Origin of the sequence: Streptomyces sp. NPDC046805 (genome assembly GCF_040645355.1) — a bacterium.
Lineage (GTDB): Bacteria > Actinomycetota > Actinomycetes > Streptomycetales > Streptomycetaceae > Streptomyces.
The window spans coordinates 103,438-120,014 of the sequence record NZ_JBEYYC010000018.1 but is presented as its reverse complement, the minus strand read 5'-3'; the positions used below and the strand labels follow the sequence as shown (position 1 = coordinate 120,014).

Sequence of the window (16,577 nt, the reverse complement as noted above, 5' to 3'; positions counted from 1 at the left end):
AAACGGGCACGGCCTCCCTCGCCGAGCAACTGCCACAGTCTACTCGGAGGGGGAGGCCGTACCCAAAAGGATCTTCAGGCGGTCGCCCGCGGCTTACTGCTCGTCGAACAGGCTCGTCACCGAACCGTCCTCGAACACCTCACGCACCGCGCTCGCGATCGTCGGCGCGATCGACAGCACCGTCAGCTTGTCCAGGTCGCGGCCCAGCTCGCCCGGCGTCGGCAGGGTGTTGGTGAACACGAACTCGCTCACGCGCGAGTTCTTCAGACGGTCCGCCGCCGGACCCGACAGCACACCGTGCGTCGCCGTCACGATGACGTCCTCCGCGCCGTGCGCGAACAGCGCGTCGGCGGCGGCGCAGATCGTGCCACCCGTGTCGATCATGTCGTCGACCAGAACGCACACCCGGCCCTTGACCTCACCCACGACCTCGTGGACCGTCACCTGGTTCGCGACGTCCTTGTCACGGCGCTTGTGCACGATGGCGAGCGGCGCACCGAGGCGGTCGCACCAGCGGTCGGCCACCCGCACCCGGCCCGCGTCCGGAGACACCACGGTCAGCTTCTCGCGGTCCACCTTGTCGCCCACGTAGTCCGCCAGCAGCGGAAGCGCGAACAGGTGGTCCACCGGGCCGTCGAAGAAACCCTGGATCTGGTCCGTGTGCAGATCCACCGTCAGGATGCGGTCCGCACCCGCCGTCTTCATCAGGTCCGCGATCAGACGCGCCGAGATCGGTTCACGACCACGGTGCTTCTTGTCCTGCCGCGCGTAACCGTAGAACGGCACGATCACCGTGATGGAGCGGGCCGACGCACGCTTCAGCGCGTCGATCATGATCAGCTGCTCCATGATCCACTTGTTGATCGGAGCCGTGTGGCTCTGGATCAGGAAGCAGTCCGCACCACGAGCCGACTCCTGGTAGCGGACGTAGATCTCACCGTTCGCGAAGTCGAAGGCCTTCGTCGGGACGACCCCGACACCGAGTTCGCGGGCGACCTCCTCGGCAAGCTCGGGGTGGGCGCGGCCGGAGAAGAACATCATCTTCTTTTCGCCGGTCGTCTTGAACCCGGTCACAGCACAGTCTCCTCAGAGGTGTCTCAGCTGGGCGTCGAGAGCTCTCGGCTGGGGGCGAGAGGGCCGATACAGCTAGGTGGGGGTGCGTGGATGTGCACTTATCACGGTACGCCGAGTTTGAGGCGACCGTTTCCAGTCAGTCCTCGCGAACGCCCTGCCGGGACGCCGCCTCCGCCGCCTTCGCGGCCGCGCTGCCGGGACGCTTCCGAGCCACCCAGCCCTCGATATTCCGCTGCTGACCGCGGGCCACGGCCAGTGAACCGGGCGGCACATCCTTCGTGATCACGGACCCGGCGGCGGTGTACGCACCGTCCCCAATCGTGACAGGAGCCACAAACATATTGTCCGAACCGGTCTTGCAATGCGACCCCACCGTGGTGTGGTGCTTGCTCTCCCCGTCGTAGTTCACGAACACGCTCGCCGCCCCGATGTTCGTCTGCTCGCCGATCGTCGCGTCCCCGACGTACGACAGATGCGGAACCTTCGTCCCGTCACCGATGGAGGAGTTCTTCGTCTCCACGTACGTACCGATCTTCGACTTCACGCCGAGCCGGGTGCCCGGACGCAGGTACGCGTACGGCCCCACGGACGCCTGCGCACCGATGCGCGCACCGTCCGACACCGTGTTGTCCACCCGCGCCCCCGCGCCCACGCGCGTGTCCTTCAGCCGGCTGTTCGGCCCGACCTCGGCGCCCTCACCGAGATGCGTCGAGCCCTGCAGCTGCGTCCCCGGATGCACGAGGGCGTCCTGCTCGAACGTGACCGTGACATCCACCCACGTGGTCGCCGGATCCACGACCGTCACGCCGGCCAGCATCGCCCGCTCCAGCAGTCGGTCGTTGAGGCTGCGGCGCGCCTCGGCAAGCTGCACACGGTTGTTGATCCCGGCGATCTCACGGTGATCGGCGGCGACGGAGGCGCCGACGCGGTGCCCGGCCTCGCGCAGGATGCCGAGGACGTCGGTCAGATACTCCTCGCCCTGGCTGTTGTTCGTCCGCAGCTTGCCGATGGCGTCGGCGAGGAGTTGCCCGTGGAAGGCGAACACACCGGAGTTGATCTCCAGGATCGCCCGCTGAGAGTCGGTGGCGTCCTTGTGCTCGACGATCGCGGTGACGGCACCGGAGGCGTCGTCGCGCACGATACGGCCGTAACCGGTCGCGTCCGGGACCTCCGCGGTGAGCACGGTCACGGCGTTGCCGTCGGTGTGATGGGTGGCGGCGAGCTGCTTGAGGGTGTCGGCGGTCAGCAGCGGGGTGTCCCCGCAGACGACGACCACGGTCCCGTCGACGCCGCCGCCCAGCTCCTCCAGAGCCATCCGCACGGCGTGCCCGGTGCCGTTCTGCCGCTCCTGCACGGCCGTACGCACCTGCGGGTCGACCTCACCGAGGTGCGTGGTCACCTGCTCACGGGCGTGCCCCACGACGACGACCAGGTTCTCGGGGTCCAACTCACGCGCTGCGGCGAGTACATGACCGACGAGACTGCGACCGCAGATCTCGTGCAGAACCTTGGGTGTGGACGACTTCATACGGGTGCCCTCACCCGCTGCGAGAACGACGACGGCGGCCGGGCGAATGGCGCTCACGGGGTTGCCCTTCGGCTTTGGACGGCGGGGTGACATCCGCAGGATACCGGGGGGTTTCGTGGGGGATATGAGAGCGGGCCCCGACTGTGCTGTCAGGGCCCGAACTCAGGTCATGTGGTGCTGTGGCTCCCCCGCAAGGATTCGAACCTTGTCCTGCTGGTACCAAAAACCAGTGTGCTGCCAGTTACACCACGGGGGACAGCGCTCCAGACCTTACCCGAGACGTGCCTGCGCATGGGCCACGATTCCGCTCCATCGGCCATCGGCATACGGTCCGGCTGGAATGCCCAATTCCGGGGTCAGGTGGGCATGGTTCGGCAGTTCGACGGATACCAGTGGGTTTCGCCGCGATTCGATTACGGAGTGTGGTGTACGGCAGTCCGCGAAACTCACCGGAAAAGCGACCCCGGCCGCCCGTACGCTTGGCGCATGACCACGACGGGGGAAGAGGGCTCCGCGGCCGTGACCGGGCCGTGGTGGTGGGCCCGCTGGCGTAGCGCGGTACTGGACGGGGCGCTTGCGCTGGCGTCGGCGGCGGAGTGCGGTGCGGAGGGTGTTCCGTTCGCGCGGGACGCGGGGATTTTGGTGCCGGCGGGGATCGTGTTCGGGTTGCTGGCCGGTTCGGTGCTCGTGCTCCGCCGCAAGTGGCCCATCGCCGTCGTGCTGGTGTCGATCGCGATCACCCCGGCCCAGATGGGCTTCCTGATGGGGATCGTGGGGCTGTACACCCTCGCCGCCGCCGAGCTGCCGCGCCGGATCATCGTGGCGCTCGCGGGGATGTCGCTCGTCGGGACGCTGATCGTGACCTTCGTGCGCGTGCGGCAGGACATGGCGCGGGGGGATCTGACGCTCGGGAACTGGTTCGTCCCGTTCGCCTCGATCACGACGTCGCTCGGTCTGACCGCTCCTCCGCTGCTGCTCGGGTTGTACGTGGGGGCCCGGCGGCGGTTGATGGAGAGCCTGCGGGAGCGGGCGGACAGCCTGGAGCGCGAGCTGCAGTTGCTCGCGGAGCGCGCGGAGGAGCGGGCCGAGTGGGCGCGGGGCGAGGAGCGGACGCGGATCGCGCGGGAGATGCATGACGTCGTCGCGCATCGGGTGAGTCTGATGGTGGTGCACGCCGCCGCGCTGCAGGCGGTGGCGCGGAAGGATCCCGAGAAGGCGGTGCGCAACGCGGCGCTGGTCGGGGACATGGGCCGGCAGGCGCTGACCGAGCTGCGGGAGATGCTGGGGGTGCTGCGCGCCGGGGACGCGGCGGACCGGCGTGAGGCGTCGGTGCCGCTCGCCGCCGTCGGGGCGGCGGCCGCCGCGGCCGCTTCCCGGGCCGTCGTCGACGACGGTGCGGCCGACGGTCCCTGTCTGTCGGAGCTGGACGAGTTGGTGGGGCAGTCGGCCGCCGCGGGGATGGCGGTGGACCTGTCGGTGCAGGGCGCCGTGCGGACGTACGCGGTGGAGGTGGAGCAGACCGCGTACCGCGTGGTGCAGGAGGCGCTGACGAACGTGCACAAGCACGCGGCGGGTGCGAAGACGTACGTACGGCTCGCGCATCGGGTGTCGGAGATCGCGATGCAGGTGGAGAACGAGCCGCCGCCGGAGCCGGGGTCGGCGTCGGCGGCGCGGCTGCCGTCGGGCGGCAATGGGCTGCTCGGGATGCGCGAGCGGGTGCTGGCGCTGGGCGGGGTGTTCGTGTCGGGGCCGACGGATGCGGGGGGTTTTCGGGTTTCGGCGGTGATCCCGGCGGGGTAGGCGCGCTGCCGGTCGAGGGTGACCGGTGGCGTCAGCCGGTGCTCAGGCGTGCGGGCTGGACGCCGGTGATGAGTGTGGTGAGGGCGTGGTCGATGCCGGGGCCGAGGTACCAGTCGCCGGTGTGGTCGAGGGTGTAGACGCGGCCCTCGCTGTCGATGGCGAGCAGGGATTGGGTGTCGGTCTCCTCGCCGAGGGGGCAGACGTGGGTGTCGAGCGTGCGGCCGAGGTCGCCGAGGGTGCGGGCGAGGTGGAGGCCGTGGAGGGGGTCGAGGTGGAGGGTGGCGGGGGCGATCTGGCGGCCGGGGCCCCTGGGGGTGACGCGGAGGTTGCCGAATTCGGCCCAGGCTTCGACGGCGGCGGGGAAGACGGCGTGCCGGTGCCCGGCGGGTGAGGTGTGTTCGCGGAGGGTGTCGGCCCAGACCTCGGCCTGCCTTATGTCCCAGCGTCCGGGTTGCCAGCCGGCGGCGCGCAGGGCGGCGTCGACGCTCGTGGGGAAGCGCGCTGGGGTTCCCCCCTGTGCCGGCGGTGTCGAGCGCCGGGGGGAGGAGGTGCGGTCGGCGTGCATCTGCCCTTCGATCGTTTCGTTCGCCGTTCGGCGGGGGTGCGTCCGGAGTGCGCGCGCCGGGGAGGTGTGCTGCGGGGTGTGGGGGGTCGGTGCGCGCGTGGTCGGGTCAGGTGGCGGCTGTCGTCGGGTCGACGACGCGGACGCCGAAGTGGTCGCTGAGGGCGGTGCAGGCGCGGCAGGGGGTGGCGAAGCTGCCGTGGAGCGGATCGCCGTCCTCGCGTATGCGGCGGGTGGTGAGCTTGGCTTGTTTGAGGGCTTTGCGGGCTTCGCCGTTGGTCATGGGTTTGCGGGCGGAGCGTTTGCTGCGGGCGGCGTCGGCGGCGGTGAGGTGGCGGGAGATGAGGATGGTCTCCGCGCAGCGGCCGGTGAAGCGGTCGCGTTGGGCGCTGGTGAGCGTGTCGAGGAAGTCCTGGACGAGGGGGTGCAGGGTGGGGGGCCGGTCGCCGCGGGCGGCGGTGCCGGTGAGGGTGGCGCCACGGACGGAGAGGGCGGCGGCGACGGTGGGCAGGATGCCGTCGCGGCGGTTGCGCAGGGTGGGGGCGTGCGGTGTCTCGGTGTGGCTCCAGTCGATGCGGGGGTCGCCGGAGGCCGCGGTGGGCCGGCCGGTTCGGGTGTCCGTGTGCGGCCCTGTCTGCGTCGCGTTCATGATCATCATCCCCTCCCGAGCATCCACCCGGAGGACACAGAGTGCCAAATACCGTGGCGTGTGCGGAAGCTGGGGCGGCGCGACACGCCAGGGTGCGGGCGGGTCGTCACGGTGGGGTGACGCCTGGTCACGGAGGCGGAGGTCCGGCGGTCGGAGCGCCGGTGACCGGTGTGCGCGTACCGCATAGGCTGTCGGCACCGCGATGGGTGCGGTCAACGCGTCGGAGACGGTGCGGGGACAGTGGGATACGGGCCGTGTCGCGCCGGAGGTGGCGTGCTGGGGTTCGTACAGAGTGCCGCAGGGGGCAACCGCCATGACGACAGGTCGGCTCGGGCAGCAAGCCGTGCCGCCGAACGCGGCCTACGCCGGGCAGGTCGTGCATTTCCCGGATCCGGTCCGCGCCGCACGTCACCCGGGAGGGGTACGGGTGGACGAGTACGGGTACCCCGATTTCTCGCCGTATGCGCGTGCGGCGGCGGACATCGCCGACCCGCCGGAGGGTTTCGGCGTCGACGAGCTGCGGCTGACGGACTACGTCTCGGCGAACGCCGCGTTGGCGGCGTCGGGCCACGAGTTGTGGGACACGGTGGCCAAGGTGGCGACGCCGCACGGCTGGACGTGGCACCACGTGGTGGGCACGCGGCGGCTGGAGCTGGTGCCGGTCGAGGTGAAGGCGTTGCTGCGGCACCACGGGGGCGTGGCGACGACGCGCGTCGATCAGGGCAAGCGGGGGACGCGGCCGTTGCAGGAGACGCGGCCGACGCACTTCAGGCTGCCGAAGTCGGGTGTGGCGGTGACGGAGCAGCAGGTGCAGGGGGTCGAGGAGGACCTGGGGTACCGGTTGCCGGGCGCGTACCGCTCGTTCCTGAAGGCGGCGGGCGGCTGCGCGCCGGTGGGCACGGCACTCGACGCCGAGCTCGGAATGCTCGTCGACCAGCCGTTCTTCACGGTGCGGGACGAGGCGGCGGTCAACGACCTGGTGTACGTCAACAAGTGTCTGCGTGACCACCTGACCAAGGACTACCTGGGCGTGGCCTTCGTGCAGGGCGGTCTGCTCGCGGTGAAGGTGAGGGGCGAGCGGGCCGGTTCGGTGTGGTTCTGCACGTACGACGATGCGCGGGACGTGGATCCGGCGTGGTCGCCGGCCGAGCGGGCGGAGCGGTTGCTGCTGCCGTGCGGTGAGGATTTCGACGTGTTCCTGTCGCGGTTGGCGGGCAGTCCGCCGGAGTTGGAGACGGTGTCGGGCCTGATGGTGGACGGCGGCTTCGCGCGCGTGGTGCCGGTGTCCGCGGCCGCTTCGGCGGCGTCGGTGGGGGAGTGAGATTTCCGATGGTGACGTTCGCGCAGGCGCAGGAGCGCGCGGAAGAGTGGATCAACGGGGACGTGCCGTCGTACCAGCATCGTGAGGTGCGGGTACGGGAGTTCGGGCTCGGGTTCGTGATGTGGGGCGAGGACCGGGCGGAGGGGCCGCGTTCGGACGCGGGCGGTCAGCGGCTGGTCCTCGCTCGGGACAGCGGCGAGGCCACGCTGTGGCCGGCGCTGCCGGTGGGCGAGGTGATCCGCCGGTACGAGGAGGAGTACGGCCGTGCGGGCGCGGGCGCGGGTGCGGCACCGGCGCCGCCCGAGCGGGTGGATCTGAACCAGACGTCGTTCCTGCTGACCCCGCCGGAGTGGCTCCAGGAGGCGGCGGACAAGCTGGGCATCCCGGATCAGAAGGCGTCGCACGGCGCGGCCGACGGTGTGCCGCCGACTCCGACTCCAGCGACTTCCGTGCCGCCGTCCGCCCCAACTTCCGTACCACCAGCGCCGGATGTACCCCCGGGCGCGACGCCTTGGGCGGGGACGGACACCAACGCGGATGCGGGCGACGACCGTTCGGTTCCGCTGCCGGAGACGGTGTCCGCGCCGCCGCTGAGTGACGCCGACGATGCCACGCCGAAGCCCGACGCGGCGTCGACGGCGGGTGGGGGCCAACTGCCGCCCGAACAACCGGCTCCGGCGGCCGACGTGCCTCCGGCGGGCAGGCCGCCCGCGCCTGCGTCTCCTCCCGCGGCGGGTGGTCCGTCGTACGGCCACCCGCACGGGCCGGGTGTTCCCGGGGCCTCGGGTGCTCCGGGCGCCCCCGTCTACGGCTACCCGCAGCAGCCGGGCCGCCCGCCCGCGCCCCACGCCGCGGACATCGCGGACGCGATGACGAGCAAGGCGCCGCCGCACGGGGAACGCGGTGCGATGGGTGCGCCGCCTCCCCCGCCTCCGGGTGCGCCCGCGGGCGATCACATGCCGACGCAGGTCATGCCGACGGTCGATCCGGGTGCGACGAACCCGCAGGGAGTCCCCAACTCGCCTGGCGCGCCGCTCTCCACGCCTCCCGGCGTCGCGGCCGTGCCGAGCGCGCCCGGGACTCCCGGTGCTCCGGGCATGCCCCCGAGTGCCCCGAGCGCACCCAACCCGCAGGGTGTTCCCGGGGACGCGTCCGGAGCCGTACACCAGGCGGAGACGGTCCTGGCCGCGCCCCCGGTGGGCGCCCCCGGCATGCCGCTCCCGCCACCGGCCCCGGCTCCGGGCACCCCCGGAGCACCGGGCACCCCCGGAGCACCGGGCGCCCCTGGCGTGCCCCCGGGCCCCCCGCAGCCCCAACCCCACTCGCAGCCGCAGCCGCAGCCTCAGTCGACGGCGCCCGGTGCGATGCCGCCGCCCGGTCAGCAGCCTCCGGCGTACGGTTACCCGCCGCAAGGGCAGCCGACGGTGGGTCCGGGCTATCAGGCCGTGCTGCGCTACCGCGCGCACGACGGCTCGGAGCAGCAGTTGATCCGGCGTTCCGCGCCGGGCATGCCGCACCCGGAGTGGCAGATATTCCATGAGCTGCGGGCCATGAACGTGCCGCCGGACAAGGTGCTGGAGCTGCACACGGAGTTGGAGTCGTGCGAGCTGCCGGGCGCGTACTGCGCGCGGATGATCCGTGAGCAGTGGCCGCAGGCGCGGATCACGAGCATCGCGCCGTACGGCACGGATCACGCGAGCCGTCAGCAGGGCATGCATCAACTGCTCGCCCACCAGGGCGAGTTGCACCAGGTGGCGGACGGTCCCGCGCGGCCCGCGCCGGTGCGGGCACCGTTGCCGCAGGTGCAGCCGGCGCCGCCGATTCCGCCGGAGGGGGTCGCGCAGGAACTGGCGGCGGCGTTCGGTCCGGGCGTGTTCCGGTTCGAGCAGGCCGCGGTGGCGCGGCAGGGCGTGCCGCCGATCGTGGCGCACACGCTGGTCTCGGCCGGGCTGCCGCTGGACATGGGCCCGTTCTTCTGGGCGCAGGCGCAGCCGGGCCGTCCGGTGCCGACGCTGGCGGAGCTGGCGCAGGAGCGCGGGGTGCAGCCGTCCGCGGACGCGGCGTCGTATCTGGTGATGGGCAGCGACTTCGGCAAGGCGATCTGTGTGCAGTACGGCACGGCGAACATCGTCGCGGTTCCGGTGGAGGCGGGGCCGGGCGGTGCGCCCGTGCCGCCGCAGTTCGTGAACACCGGGCTGCCGGAGCTCGCGCGCTGTCTGGCGATGCTGGGCCGGATGTGGCGGCTGCGGTTCGGTCTGAACCAGGAGCAGGCGGGGCGTTGGACCGTCGACTTCCAGGCGCAGCTCGCCGCCCTCGACCCGGCGGCGCTCGCCTCGCCGGAGAGCTGGTGGTCGGTGCTGCTGGAGCAGATGTGGGACGGGCTGCTCTAGGCAGCTCCGGGTCTGTTCAAGGCCGGCCTTGGTCTGTGACCGAGGCCGGCCTCTTTGTTTGTGGCCGTGACGCGCCTGCGGAGTGTCGCGTTATGAACACTTACGCCCGATCCATCAAGATGTGCGCGAAATCATCATTTCGTGTGTGTCCGGCGGAGAGGGGTTCCCGGGGTGAGCAGCACATCGATGCCGCCGCACGGCTTCGTGACTGTCCGGGGGCGCGGCTACCGCCCCGAGCAGGTCGACGCGTTCGCGGCGGCGCTCTCGCGGGAGCGGGACGACGCGTGGGAGCGGGCCGCACGGCTGACCGTGCTCGCCAAGGACATGGCGGTGGAGGCCGAGCGGTTGCGCGAGAGGGTGGCACGGCTCGCTCCGCAGAGCTACGAGACGCTCGGGGAGCGTGCGCGGCGCATCTTCCAGCTCGGGGTGGAAGAAGCGGCCGTCGTACGGGACGGGGCGGAGCGCGAGGCGCACGAGCGCGTGACGCGGGCGGAGGCGCACGCGCTCGCCGTGCGCCGAGCGGCGCAGGAGCGGGCGGATGTGGTCCGCGCGGAGGGGGAGGAACGCGCGCGTCAGCGGCTGCTCGCGGCGCGCGCCGAGGCGGACGACGAGCGGATCGGCGCGCGCCGTGAGGTGAAGGAGCTACGGAGCGAGGCTCTCGCCGCGTTGCGGGAGGTGCGGCAGCGGACCTCCGGGATGCTCGCCGACCAGGCCAAGGAGCAGGCCGAACGGTGGGCTGCGGCGGAGCGGGAGGAGGTCGAGCGGGTGGCCGCGCTCGACGCCCACCATGTCGAGCGGGCGGCCCGGGCCGAGGCCGCGCTGTCCGAGGCGCGGCGCGTGTTCGGCGCGGCGGAGGAGTCGGCACGGCGGTGTCTTGAGCAGGCGCAGGCGCGTGCCGCGCAGATGCTGGCCGAGGCGCGGGTGCACGAGGACCGGATCGCGCGGGAGACGGAGCAGGTGCTGCGCGAGCACGAGGAGACCCGGGGCGACGTGCAGGCGCACATGGACTACGTACGCAGCAGTCTGACGTCGTTGATGGGGCGTGCTGCGCTGGAGTAGGCCTGCCCGGTCCTGCGCCGGTCGGGCCGTGGGGACGGCCCGGGCGCCCTGCCTCAGCTCTCTCTCCGTACGGCTCCCGCGAGGATGCGGCTCTCGATCGCCTCGTACTGGCGGCGCTGTCGCTGGGTGGTGTCGCGGCCGGAGAGCATCGTGCCGAGCCAGCCGAGGGCGAAGCCCGCCGGGATCGAGACGATGCCGGTCGTGGTGAACGGGAACCAGTTGAAGTCGGCGGCGGGGAAGGCCGAGACGGGGGAGCCGGAGACCAGGTTGGTGCCCGGCATCAGCACGAGGACGGTGAGCGTGCCGCCGATCAGCGTCCACAGCACACCCCTTCGGGTGTAACGGCGCCAGAAGAGGCCGTAGACGAGGGCGGGCGCGAGGGCCGAGGCGCCGATGCTGAAGGAGAGGGTCACCAGCGGCTGGAGGGTGCGGTGCTGGGCCAGGATCGCCAGGAGGATGGCGGGGGCGCCCACGGCCAGGGCCGCGAGGCGGGCGAGGAGCATTTCGCGGCGGGCCGGCATCTCCTGCACGCGGGCCGCGAAGACGTCGTGGGCCAGGGAGTTGGCGCAGGCGAGGATCATTCCGGCGACGGAGGCCAGGAGGGTGAGGAAGATCGCCGTGGTGACGGTGGTGAACAGGAAGCTCTCCGCCGTCGACACGTCCGCTCCGAACGCCGCCCTCGACCCCAGCAGGTAGGCGGTGTTGCCCTGCGGATCGGCCTGGGTGATCACCGTACGGCCGACCAGAGCCGTGGCTCCCATGGCGACGACCGTGATGACGAGGACGAACAGGGCCACGACCGACACCGCCCAGGACATGGAGCGGCGCACCTGGCGGGCGCTGGAGGCGGTGTACATGCGCATGGTGATGTGGGGCAGGCAGGCGCCGCCCAGGACGACCGTCAGCTCGGACGCGATCATGTCCAGACGGGGTGCGAGGCCGCCCGTGAACTCCAGGCCCGAGTGCAGGAAGGCCGTCCCGACCCCGCTGTGGTGGGCCGCTGCCTGGAACAGGGCGCCCGGGTCCCAGTCGAAGCGGCCGAGGACGAGGACGGCGACCACGGCGCCGGAGCCGACGAGCATCACGATCTTCAGGATCTGGATGAGGGCGGTGCCCTTCATGCCGCCGATCGCCGCGTAGCTGATCATGAGGGCGCCGAGGCCGATCACGCAGCCCGTCTTCAGGGATTCGCTGGAGAAGCCGAGGACGAAGGCGATGAGCTGCCCGGTGCCGGCCAGTTGCACCACCATCAGCGGCAGCAGCGCGGCGAGGGTCACCGCGCAGACCGCGATGCGGACGCCGCGGCCGGGCAGGCGGCGGGCCAGCGCGTCGCCCATCGTGAACCGGCCCGTGTTGCGCAGGGGTTCGGCCAGCAGGAACATCAGCAGCAACAGGGACAGCGTCGTACTGAGTGCCAGCACGATGCCGTCGTAGCCGCACAGGGCGATGACGCCGCCGGTGCCGAGGACGGTGGCCGCGGAGATGTAGTCGCCGGCGATGGCCAGGCCGTTGCGCAGGGGCGACAGGGAGCCGTAGCCGGTGTAGAACTCGTCGAGGTCGTCCCGGTCGGGGCCGGTCATCACGCACAGCAGCAGGGTGATCGTGGCGATGGTGGAGAAGCCGACCAGGGACATCGCCTGGGCCGAGTCGCTGAAGCCGGTGAAGGTGCTCATCGCGCCGCTCCCCGCTTGGCCTCCACCGTGGCCTGCTTGCGGAGGCGGTCGGCGAGCGGGTCGACGTGGTGGCGCGCGGTGGTCTCGTACAGCGCGATCGCCAGCCAGGTGACCGGGAGTTGGACGAGCGCGAGCAGCAGGCCGACGGGGATGCCGTCGGCGATCGTGCGGGTCATGACGTGCGGGGCGAACGCCGACAGGACGAGGAACACCGTGAAGTAGCCGAGGGCGGTGAACGTGGCGGTGCGCCGCTGCCAGCGGTAGGCGCTGCGCAGGATGCGCAGGTCGCTGTGGCGTCCGAGGGGCTCGCGGTGGGGCCGGAGCCGGACGGTCGCCGGTTCGGGCGGCGGTGGGGGCTTCCAGGGGTAGGTGAGGTGCGACGGGGCGGGTGACGACGGGTCGTGGGACATCCCGGTGCTCCTTGCGCGGCTAGGGTCCGTGGCGGCGAACCGCAGGGAGGTGGGGGAGCGGTGCCGGGCACGCTACTCGCGGGCGCGGACGCCGCGCGGGGTTTTCCACAAACTGGCTGGTCGGTAGGCACGTGCCGCGAGAAAACGGGTCTGACCTCGGCTGTTACCCGGGTTAAGTCAGTCTTTTGGAAGTTAAGCGGCCCTTATGAGAAGCCACGAGGACGCGCGCCGCGCATCCCCTGCGACCCTCGGCTGCTCGCCGACTCGCACAACGTCTTCCAGGACGAAGGGCACTGACGGAGCCGGCTGCGCCCGGGGTGGAGCCGACCCCGAGAAGGACTGCTCCCGGGAGTGGACTGCCCCTAGGGGTACCTCCGTACTGCGGCTGGGGGAGGGTTCGTACCCGCGGAGGACGAGAGGGCGCCGGAGCCGTCCTTAATCTGGCATTACGCCGCCGGGGGGCGGCCGACCGAACCGGCAGGGGTCGGGTTTCCCCCAGGAAAAGACGGGGCTTCGCACCAGCGCGACGCACCCCTGCCGCTCACCAGACTCATCGACATCAACGTACCACGCCACGGCACACCTGTGCCGAAAAGGCTGCGACCGACTGCCGACCGACAGAGGAGACATACCGTGACATCGGCTGTGATCATCCCCAGGCCCGGGGGAACCGGAGGACGGACGGCCGTTGCCGCGCGGGCGCGGCAGGTCGTCAAGGCGTACGGGGCGGGGGAGACCCGGGTCGTCGCCCTCGACCACGTCGACGTGGACATCGACCGCGGCCGCTTCACCGCGATCATGGGCCCCTCGGGGTCCGGCAAGTCCACCCTGATGCACTGCCTCGCCGGGCTCGACACCGTGACGAGCGGGCAGATCTACCTGGACGACACCGAGATCACCGGCCTGAAGGACAAGAAGCTCACGCGGCTGCGCCGGGACCGGATCGGGTTCATCTTCCAGGCGTTCAACCTGCTGCCGACGCTGAACGCGCTCGAGAACATCACGCTGCCCATGGACATCGCGGGCCGCAAACCCGAACGCGCCTGGCTGGAGCGGGTCGTGGAGACCGTGGGTCTCGCCGAGCGGCTCACGCACCGGCCGTCCCAGCTCTCCGGCGGTCAGCAGCAGCGCGTCGCCGTGGCGCGGGCGCTGGCGGCCCGGCCCGAGATCATCTTCGGTGACGAGCCGACCGGAAACCTCGACTCGCGCGCGGGCGCCGAGGTGCTGGGCTTCCTGCGCCGCTCCGTGGACGAGCTCGGGCAGACCATCGTGATGGTCACCCACGACCCCGTGGCCGCGTCGTACGCGGACCGGGTGCTGTATCTCGCCGACGGCCGGATCGTGGACGAGATGCGGCAGCCGACGGCGGAGCAGGTCCTGGACCGCATGAAGGACTTCGATGCCCGGGGGCGTACGTCGTGACCGTCCTGAAGACCTCCCTGCGCAACTTCCTCGCGCACAAGGGGCGCATGGCGCTCTCGGGCATCGCGGTGCTGCTGTCGGTGGCGTTCGTGTGCGGCACGCTGGTGTTCACCGACACGATGAACACGACCTTCGACAAGCTCTTCGCGACCACCGCGTCCGACGTGACGGTCTCCCCGAAGGGCGTCAAGGGCCACGACATGCCGCAGAACGGTGTGCCCGAGTCGCTGCCGTCCTCCGTGCTGACGCGGCTGAGGACGGCCGACGGCGTCAAGTCCGCCGAGGGCGCGGTCGATTCGATGAACGTGACCGTCGTCGACAGCCACAACACGAACATGGGATCGTCGAACGGCGCCCCCACCATCGCCGGCAACTGGTCGAAGGGCGAGCTGCGTTCGATGGAGATCACCTCCGGACGCGCCCCGCACGGACCCGGCGAGGTGATGGTCGACGCCGACACCGCCGACAAGCACCACCTCCGGATGGGCGACGAGCTGCGCACCATCGCGTCGACCGGTGACTTCACGGCCCGGATCGTCGGCATCACCACCTTCAAGGTGACCAACCCCGGCGCCGCCATCGTCTACTTCGACACCGCGACCGCCCAGCGCGAACTGCTCGGCGCCACCGGCCGGTTCACCGCGCTCCACGTCACCGCCGCGGCCGGGGTCTCCGACGCGCGGCTCCAGCGGAACGTGGCACACACGCTCGGGGCGGGGTCGTACACGGTCCAGACCGCGAAGGAGAACGCGGACGCGAACCGCGAGGACGTCGGCTCGTTCATGGACGTCATCAAGTACGCCATGCTCGGCTTCTCCGGGATCGCGTTCCTCGTCGGCATCTTCCTGATCATCAACACCTTCTCGATGCTGGTCGCCCAGCGCACCCGGGAGATCGGCCTGATGCGGGCCATCGGCTCGTCCCGCGGGCAGGTCAACCGCACCGTCCTGGCCGAGGCGACGCTGCTCGGCGTCGTCGGCTCGGTCCTGGGCGTCGGGGCGGGCCTCGGCATCGCGATCGGCCTCATGAAGCTGATGTCGGCCGCGGGCATGAACCTGTCCACCGACGACCTGACCGTCAAGGCGACGACCCCGCTGTTCGGCATGCTCCTCGGCATCGTGGTCACGATCCTCGCCGCCTATCTGCCGGCCCGCCGGGCCGGCAAGGTCTCCCCGATGGCCGCGCTGCGCGACGCCGGTACGCCCGCCGACGCCAAGGCGGGCCTGGTGCGCGCGGTGATCGGCGTGATCCTCACCGCGGCGGGCGGGCTCGCCCTCTACGCGGCGGCCACGGCCCACAAGGCGAGCGACGGCTCGCTGGTCCTCGGGGTGGGCGTGGTGCTGACACTGATCGGCTTCGTCGTCGTCGGGCCGCTGCTGGCGAGCGGTGTGGTCCGGGTGATCAGCGCGGTGCTGCTGCGGGCCTTCGGGCCGGTCGGCCGCCTGGCCGAGCGCAACGCCCTGCGCAACCCGAGGCGTACGGGGGCCACCGGCGCCGCCTTGATGATCGGCCTGGCGCTGGTCGCCTCCCTGTCGGTGGTCGGCTCCTCGATGGTCGCCTCGGCCACCAGCGAGCTGGACCGGTCGGTCGGCGCGGACTTCATCGTCCTGGGCAACCAGCGGATCGTGCCGCAGGCAGAGCGGGCGATGGAGCGGACCCCGGGCCTGGCCCACGTCACCCGCTACAAGCAGCTCGACGCCACGCTGACCTCGCCGGACGGCAGGAGAGACGACTCGGGGCTGACGGCCGCCGACCCGTCGTACGCCCAGGACCTGCGCCGCCCCACGACGGCGGGCACCCTGGCGGACGCCTACGGCACGGACGCCATGTCGGTGGGCTCCGACTACGCCAAGAAGCACGGCGTGCACGTCGGCGACACCCTCTCCGTCGCCTTCAAGGGCGGAAGGACGGCCAGGCTCGAGGTCGCCGCGATCACCGACGACAGCACCTCCATCGACCAGGGCGCGCGCTACACCAGCCTCGCGACGATGAAGAAGTACCTGCCGGCCGGCAAGGTCCCGACGAACACGATCATGTTCGCCAAGGCCGAGGACGGTCACGAGAAGCAGGCGTACGCCGCCCTGAAGAAGGCCATGGAGCCGTATCCGCAGTACCAGGTGCGGGACCAGACCGACTACAAGCAGGAACTGAAGGACCAGGTCGGCCGGCTCCTGAACATGGTCTACGGCCTGCTCGCCCTGGCGATCATCGTGGCGGTCCTGGGCGTGGTGAACACCCTGGCCCTGTCGGTGGTCGAGCGGACACGGGAGATCGGCCTCATGCGCGCCATCGGCCTCTCCCGCCGCCAGCTGCGCCGCATGATCCGCATGGAGTCCGTGGTCATCGCCCTCTTCGGTGCCCTGCTGGGCCTCGGCCTGGGCATGGGCTGGGGCGCCACCGCCCAGAAGCTCCTCGCCCTGGAGGGCCTGGGCGTCCTGGACATCCCCTGGCCGACGATCACCGGAGTGTTCATCGGCTCGGCCTTCGTCGGTCTGTTCGCGGCCCTGGTGCCGGCGTTCCGGGCGGGCCGGATGAACGTGCTGAACGCGATCGCGAGCGAGTAGCGGGCGCGGAGGGAGCGAGTCGCCGGCGGACTGTCTGTGGCCTGCGGGCTGTGGGCGGGCTGCGGTCAAGGGCCCGGTGCCGGGAAGTCCTCGGGATTTCCCGGCACCGGGCCGTTCGCTGCCCG

At 71.5% G+C, this 16,577-nt stretch carries 12 protein-coding genes and 1 tRNA gene; 6 read left to right on the top strand and 7 right to left on the bottom strand.

Annotated features, from left to right (window positions below):
• Nucleotides 1-93: 93 nt before the first annotated feature.
• The 3 genes from ABZ910_RS20870 to ABZ910_RS20860 all read right to left on the bottom strand — a co-directional run bounded on the left by ABZ910_RS20870 (nt 94) and on the right by ABZ910_RS20860 (nt 2,858).
• Nucleotides 94-1,074, bottom strand: a complete 981-nt coding sequence (locus ABZ910_RS20870) for a ribose-phosphate diphosphokinase (protein WP_361366963.1) — start codon at nt 1,072-1,074, stop codon at nt 94-96.
• 136 nt (nt 1,075-1,210) lie between these two features.
• A complete protein-coding gene (gene glmU / locus ABZ910_RS20865) occupies nt 1,211-2,659 on the bottom strand; it encodes a bifunctional UDP-N-acetylglucosamine diphosphorylase/glucosamine-1-phosphate N-acetyltransferase GlmU (RefSeq protein ID WP_361366960.1) in 1,449 nt (482 codons plus the stop codon).
• Between the two features lie 123 nt (nt 2,660-2,782).
• Nucleotides 2,783-2,858: transfer RNA gene (locus ABZ910_RS20860), tRNA-Gln, on the bottom strand.
• Between the two features lie 230 nt (nt 2,859-3,088).
• On the opposite strand from ABZ910_RS20860, the gene ABZ910_RS20855 reads away from it, so the two are divergent.
• Nucleotides 3,089-4,402 (top strand): histidine kinase, encoded by a 1,314-nt coding sequence (locus tag ABZ910_RS20855; protein WP_361366958.1) that lies wholly within the window; start codon nt 3,089-3,091, stop codon nt 4,400-4,402.
• 31 nt (nt 4,403-4,433) lie between these two features.
• Here the strand turns inward: ABZ910_RS20855 and ABZ910_RS20850 are convergent, their stop codons facing one another.
• A complete protein-coding gene (locus ABZ910_RS20850) occupies nt 4,434-4,967 on the bottom strand; it encodes an SUKH-3 domain-containing protein (RefSeq protein ID WP_361366955.1) in 534 nt (177 codons plus the stop codon).
• Nucleotides 4,968-5,073: 106 nt separating this feature from the next.
• Nucleotides 5,074-5,622, bottom strand: a complete 549-nt coding sequence (locus tag ABZ910_RS20845; RefSeq protein WP_361366953.1) for a YwqJ-related putative deaminase — start codon at nt 5,620-5,622, stop codon at nt 5,074-5,076.
• 304 nt (nt 5,623-5,926) lie between these two features.
• Here ABZ910_RS20845 and ABZ910_RS20840 point away from each other — a divergent pair, with 304 nt between their 5' ends.
• The 3 genes from ABZ910_RS20840 to ABZ910_RS20830 all read left to right on the top strand — a co-directional run bounded on the left by ABZ910_RS20840 (nt 5,927) and on the right by ABZ910_RS20830 (nt 10,383).
• A complete protein-coding gene (locus ABZ910_RS20840) occupies nt 5,927-6,934 on the top strand; it encodes an SMI1/KNR4 family protein (protein WP_361366950.1) in 1,008 nt (335 codons plus the stop codon).
• Nucleotides 6,935-6,942: 8 nt separating this feature from the next.
• The gene (locus tag ABZ910_RS20835) at nt 6,943-9,324 is read left to right on the top strand and encodes an SUKH-4 family immunity protein (RefSeq protein WP_361366947.1); all 2,382 of its coding nucleotides are present in this window, start codon (nt 6,943-6,945) and stop codon (nt 9,322-9,324) included.
• Between the two features lie 171 nt (nt 9,325-9,495).
• Nucleotides 9,496-10,383, top strand: a complete 888-nt coding sequence (locus ABZ910_RS20830) for a cellulose-binding protein (RefSeq protein WP_361366944.1) — start codon at nt 9,496-9,498, stop codon at nt 10,381-10,383.
• A 53-nt stretch (nt 10,384-10,436) separates the two neighbouring features.
• Here the strand turns inward: ABZ910_RS20830 and ABZ910_RS20825 are convergent, their stop codons facing one another.
• Nucleotides 10,437-12,056 (bottom strand): cation acetate symporter, encoded by a 1,620-nt coding sequence (locus ABZ910_RS20825; protein WP_361366942.1) that lies wholly within the window; start codon nt 12,054-12,056, stop codon nt 10,437-10,439.
• The gene (locus ABZ910_RS20820) at nt 12,053-12,466 is read right to left on the bottom strand and encodes a DUF485 domain-containing protein (RefSeq protein ID WP_361366939.1); all 414 of its coding nucleotides are present in this window, start codon (nt 12,464-12,466) and stop codon (nt 12,053-12,055) included. The genes ABZ910_RS20825 and ABZ910_RS20820 overlap by 4 nt, the downstream gene beginning before the upstream one ends.
• 633 nt (nt 12,467-13,099) lie before the next feature.
• On the opposite strand from ABZ910_RS20820, the gene ABZ910_RS20815 reads away from it, so the two are divergent.
• Complete coding sequence (locus ABZ910_RS20815) at nt 13,100-13,888, top strand: ABC transporter ATP-binding protein (protein WP_361366937.1); 789 nt, start codon at nt 13,100-13,102, stop codon at nt 13,886-13,888.
• A complete protein-coding gene (locus ABZ910_RS20810; protein ID WP_361366935.1) occupies nt 13,885-16,452 on the top strand; it encodes an FtsX-like permease family protein in 2,568 nt (855 codons plus the stop codon). The genes ABZ910_RS20815 and ABZ910_RS20810 overlap by 4 nt, the downstream gene beginning before the upstream one ends.
• Nucleotides 16,453-16,577: the final 125 nt, after the last annotated feature.

Coding starts and splice junctions, on each gene's coding strand:
- ABZ910_RS20855 (WP_361366958.1), top strand. CDS start 3,089: ATGACCACGACGGGGGAAGAGGGCTCCGCGGCCGTGACCGGGCCGTGG.
- ABZ910_RS20850 (WP_361366955.1), bottom strand. CDS start 4,967: ATGCACGCCGACCGCACCTCCTCCCCCCGGCGCTCGACACCGCCGGCA.
- ABZ910_RS20845 (WP_361366953.1), bottom strand. CDS start 5,622: ATGATGATCATGAACGCGACGCAGACAGGGCCGCACACGGACACCCGA.
- ABZ910_RS20840 (WP_361366950.1), top strand. CDS start 5,927: ATGACGACAGGTCGGCTCGGGCAGCAAGCCGTGCCGCCGAACGCGGCC.
- ABZ910_RS20835 (WP_361366947.1), top strand. CDS start 6,943: ATGGTGACGTTCGCGCAGGCGCAGGAGCGCGCGGAAGAGTGGATCAAC.
- ABZ910_RS20825 (WP_361366942.1), bottom strand. CDS start 12,056: ATGAGCACCTTCACCGGCTTCAGCGACTCGGCCCAGGCGATGTCCCTG.
- ABZ910_RS20820 (WP_361366939.1), bottom strand. CDS start 12,466: ATGTCCCACGACCCGTCGTCACCCGCCCCGTCGCACCTCACCTACCCC.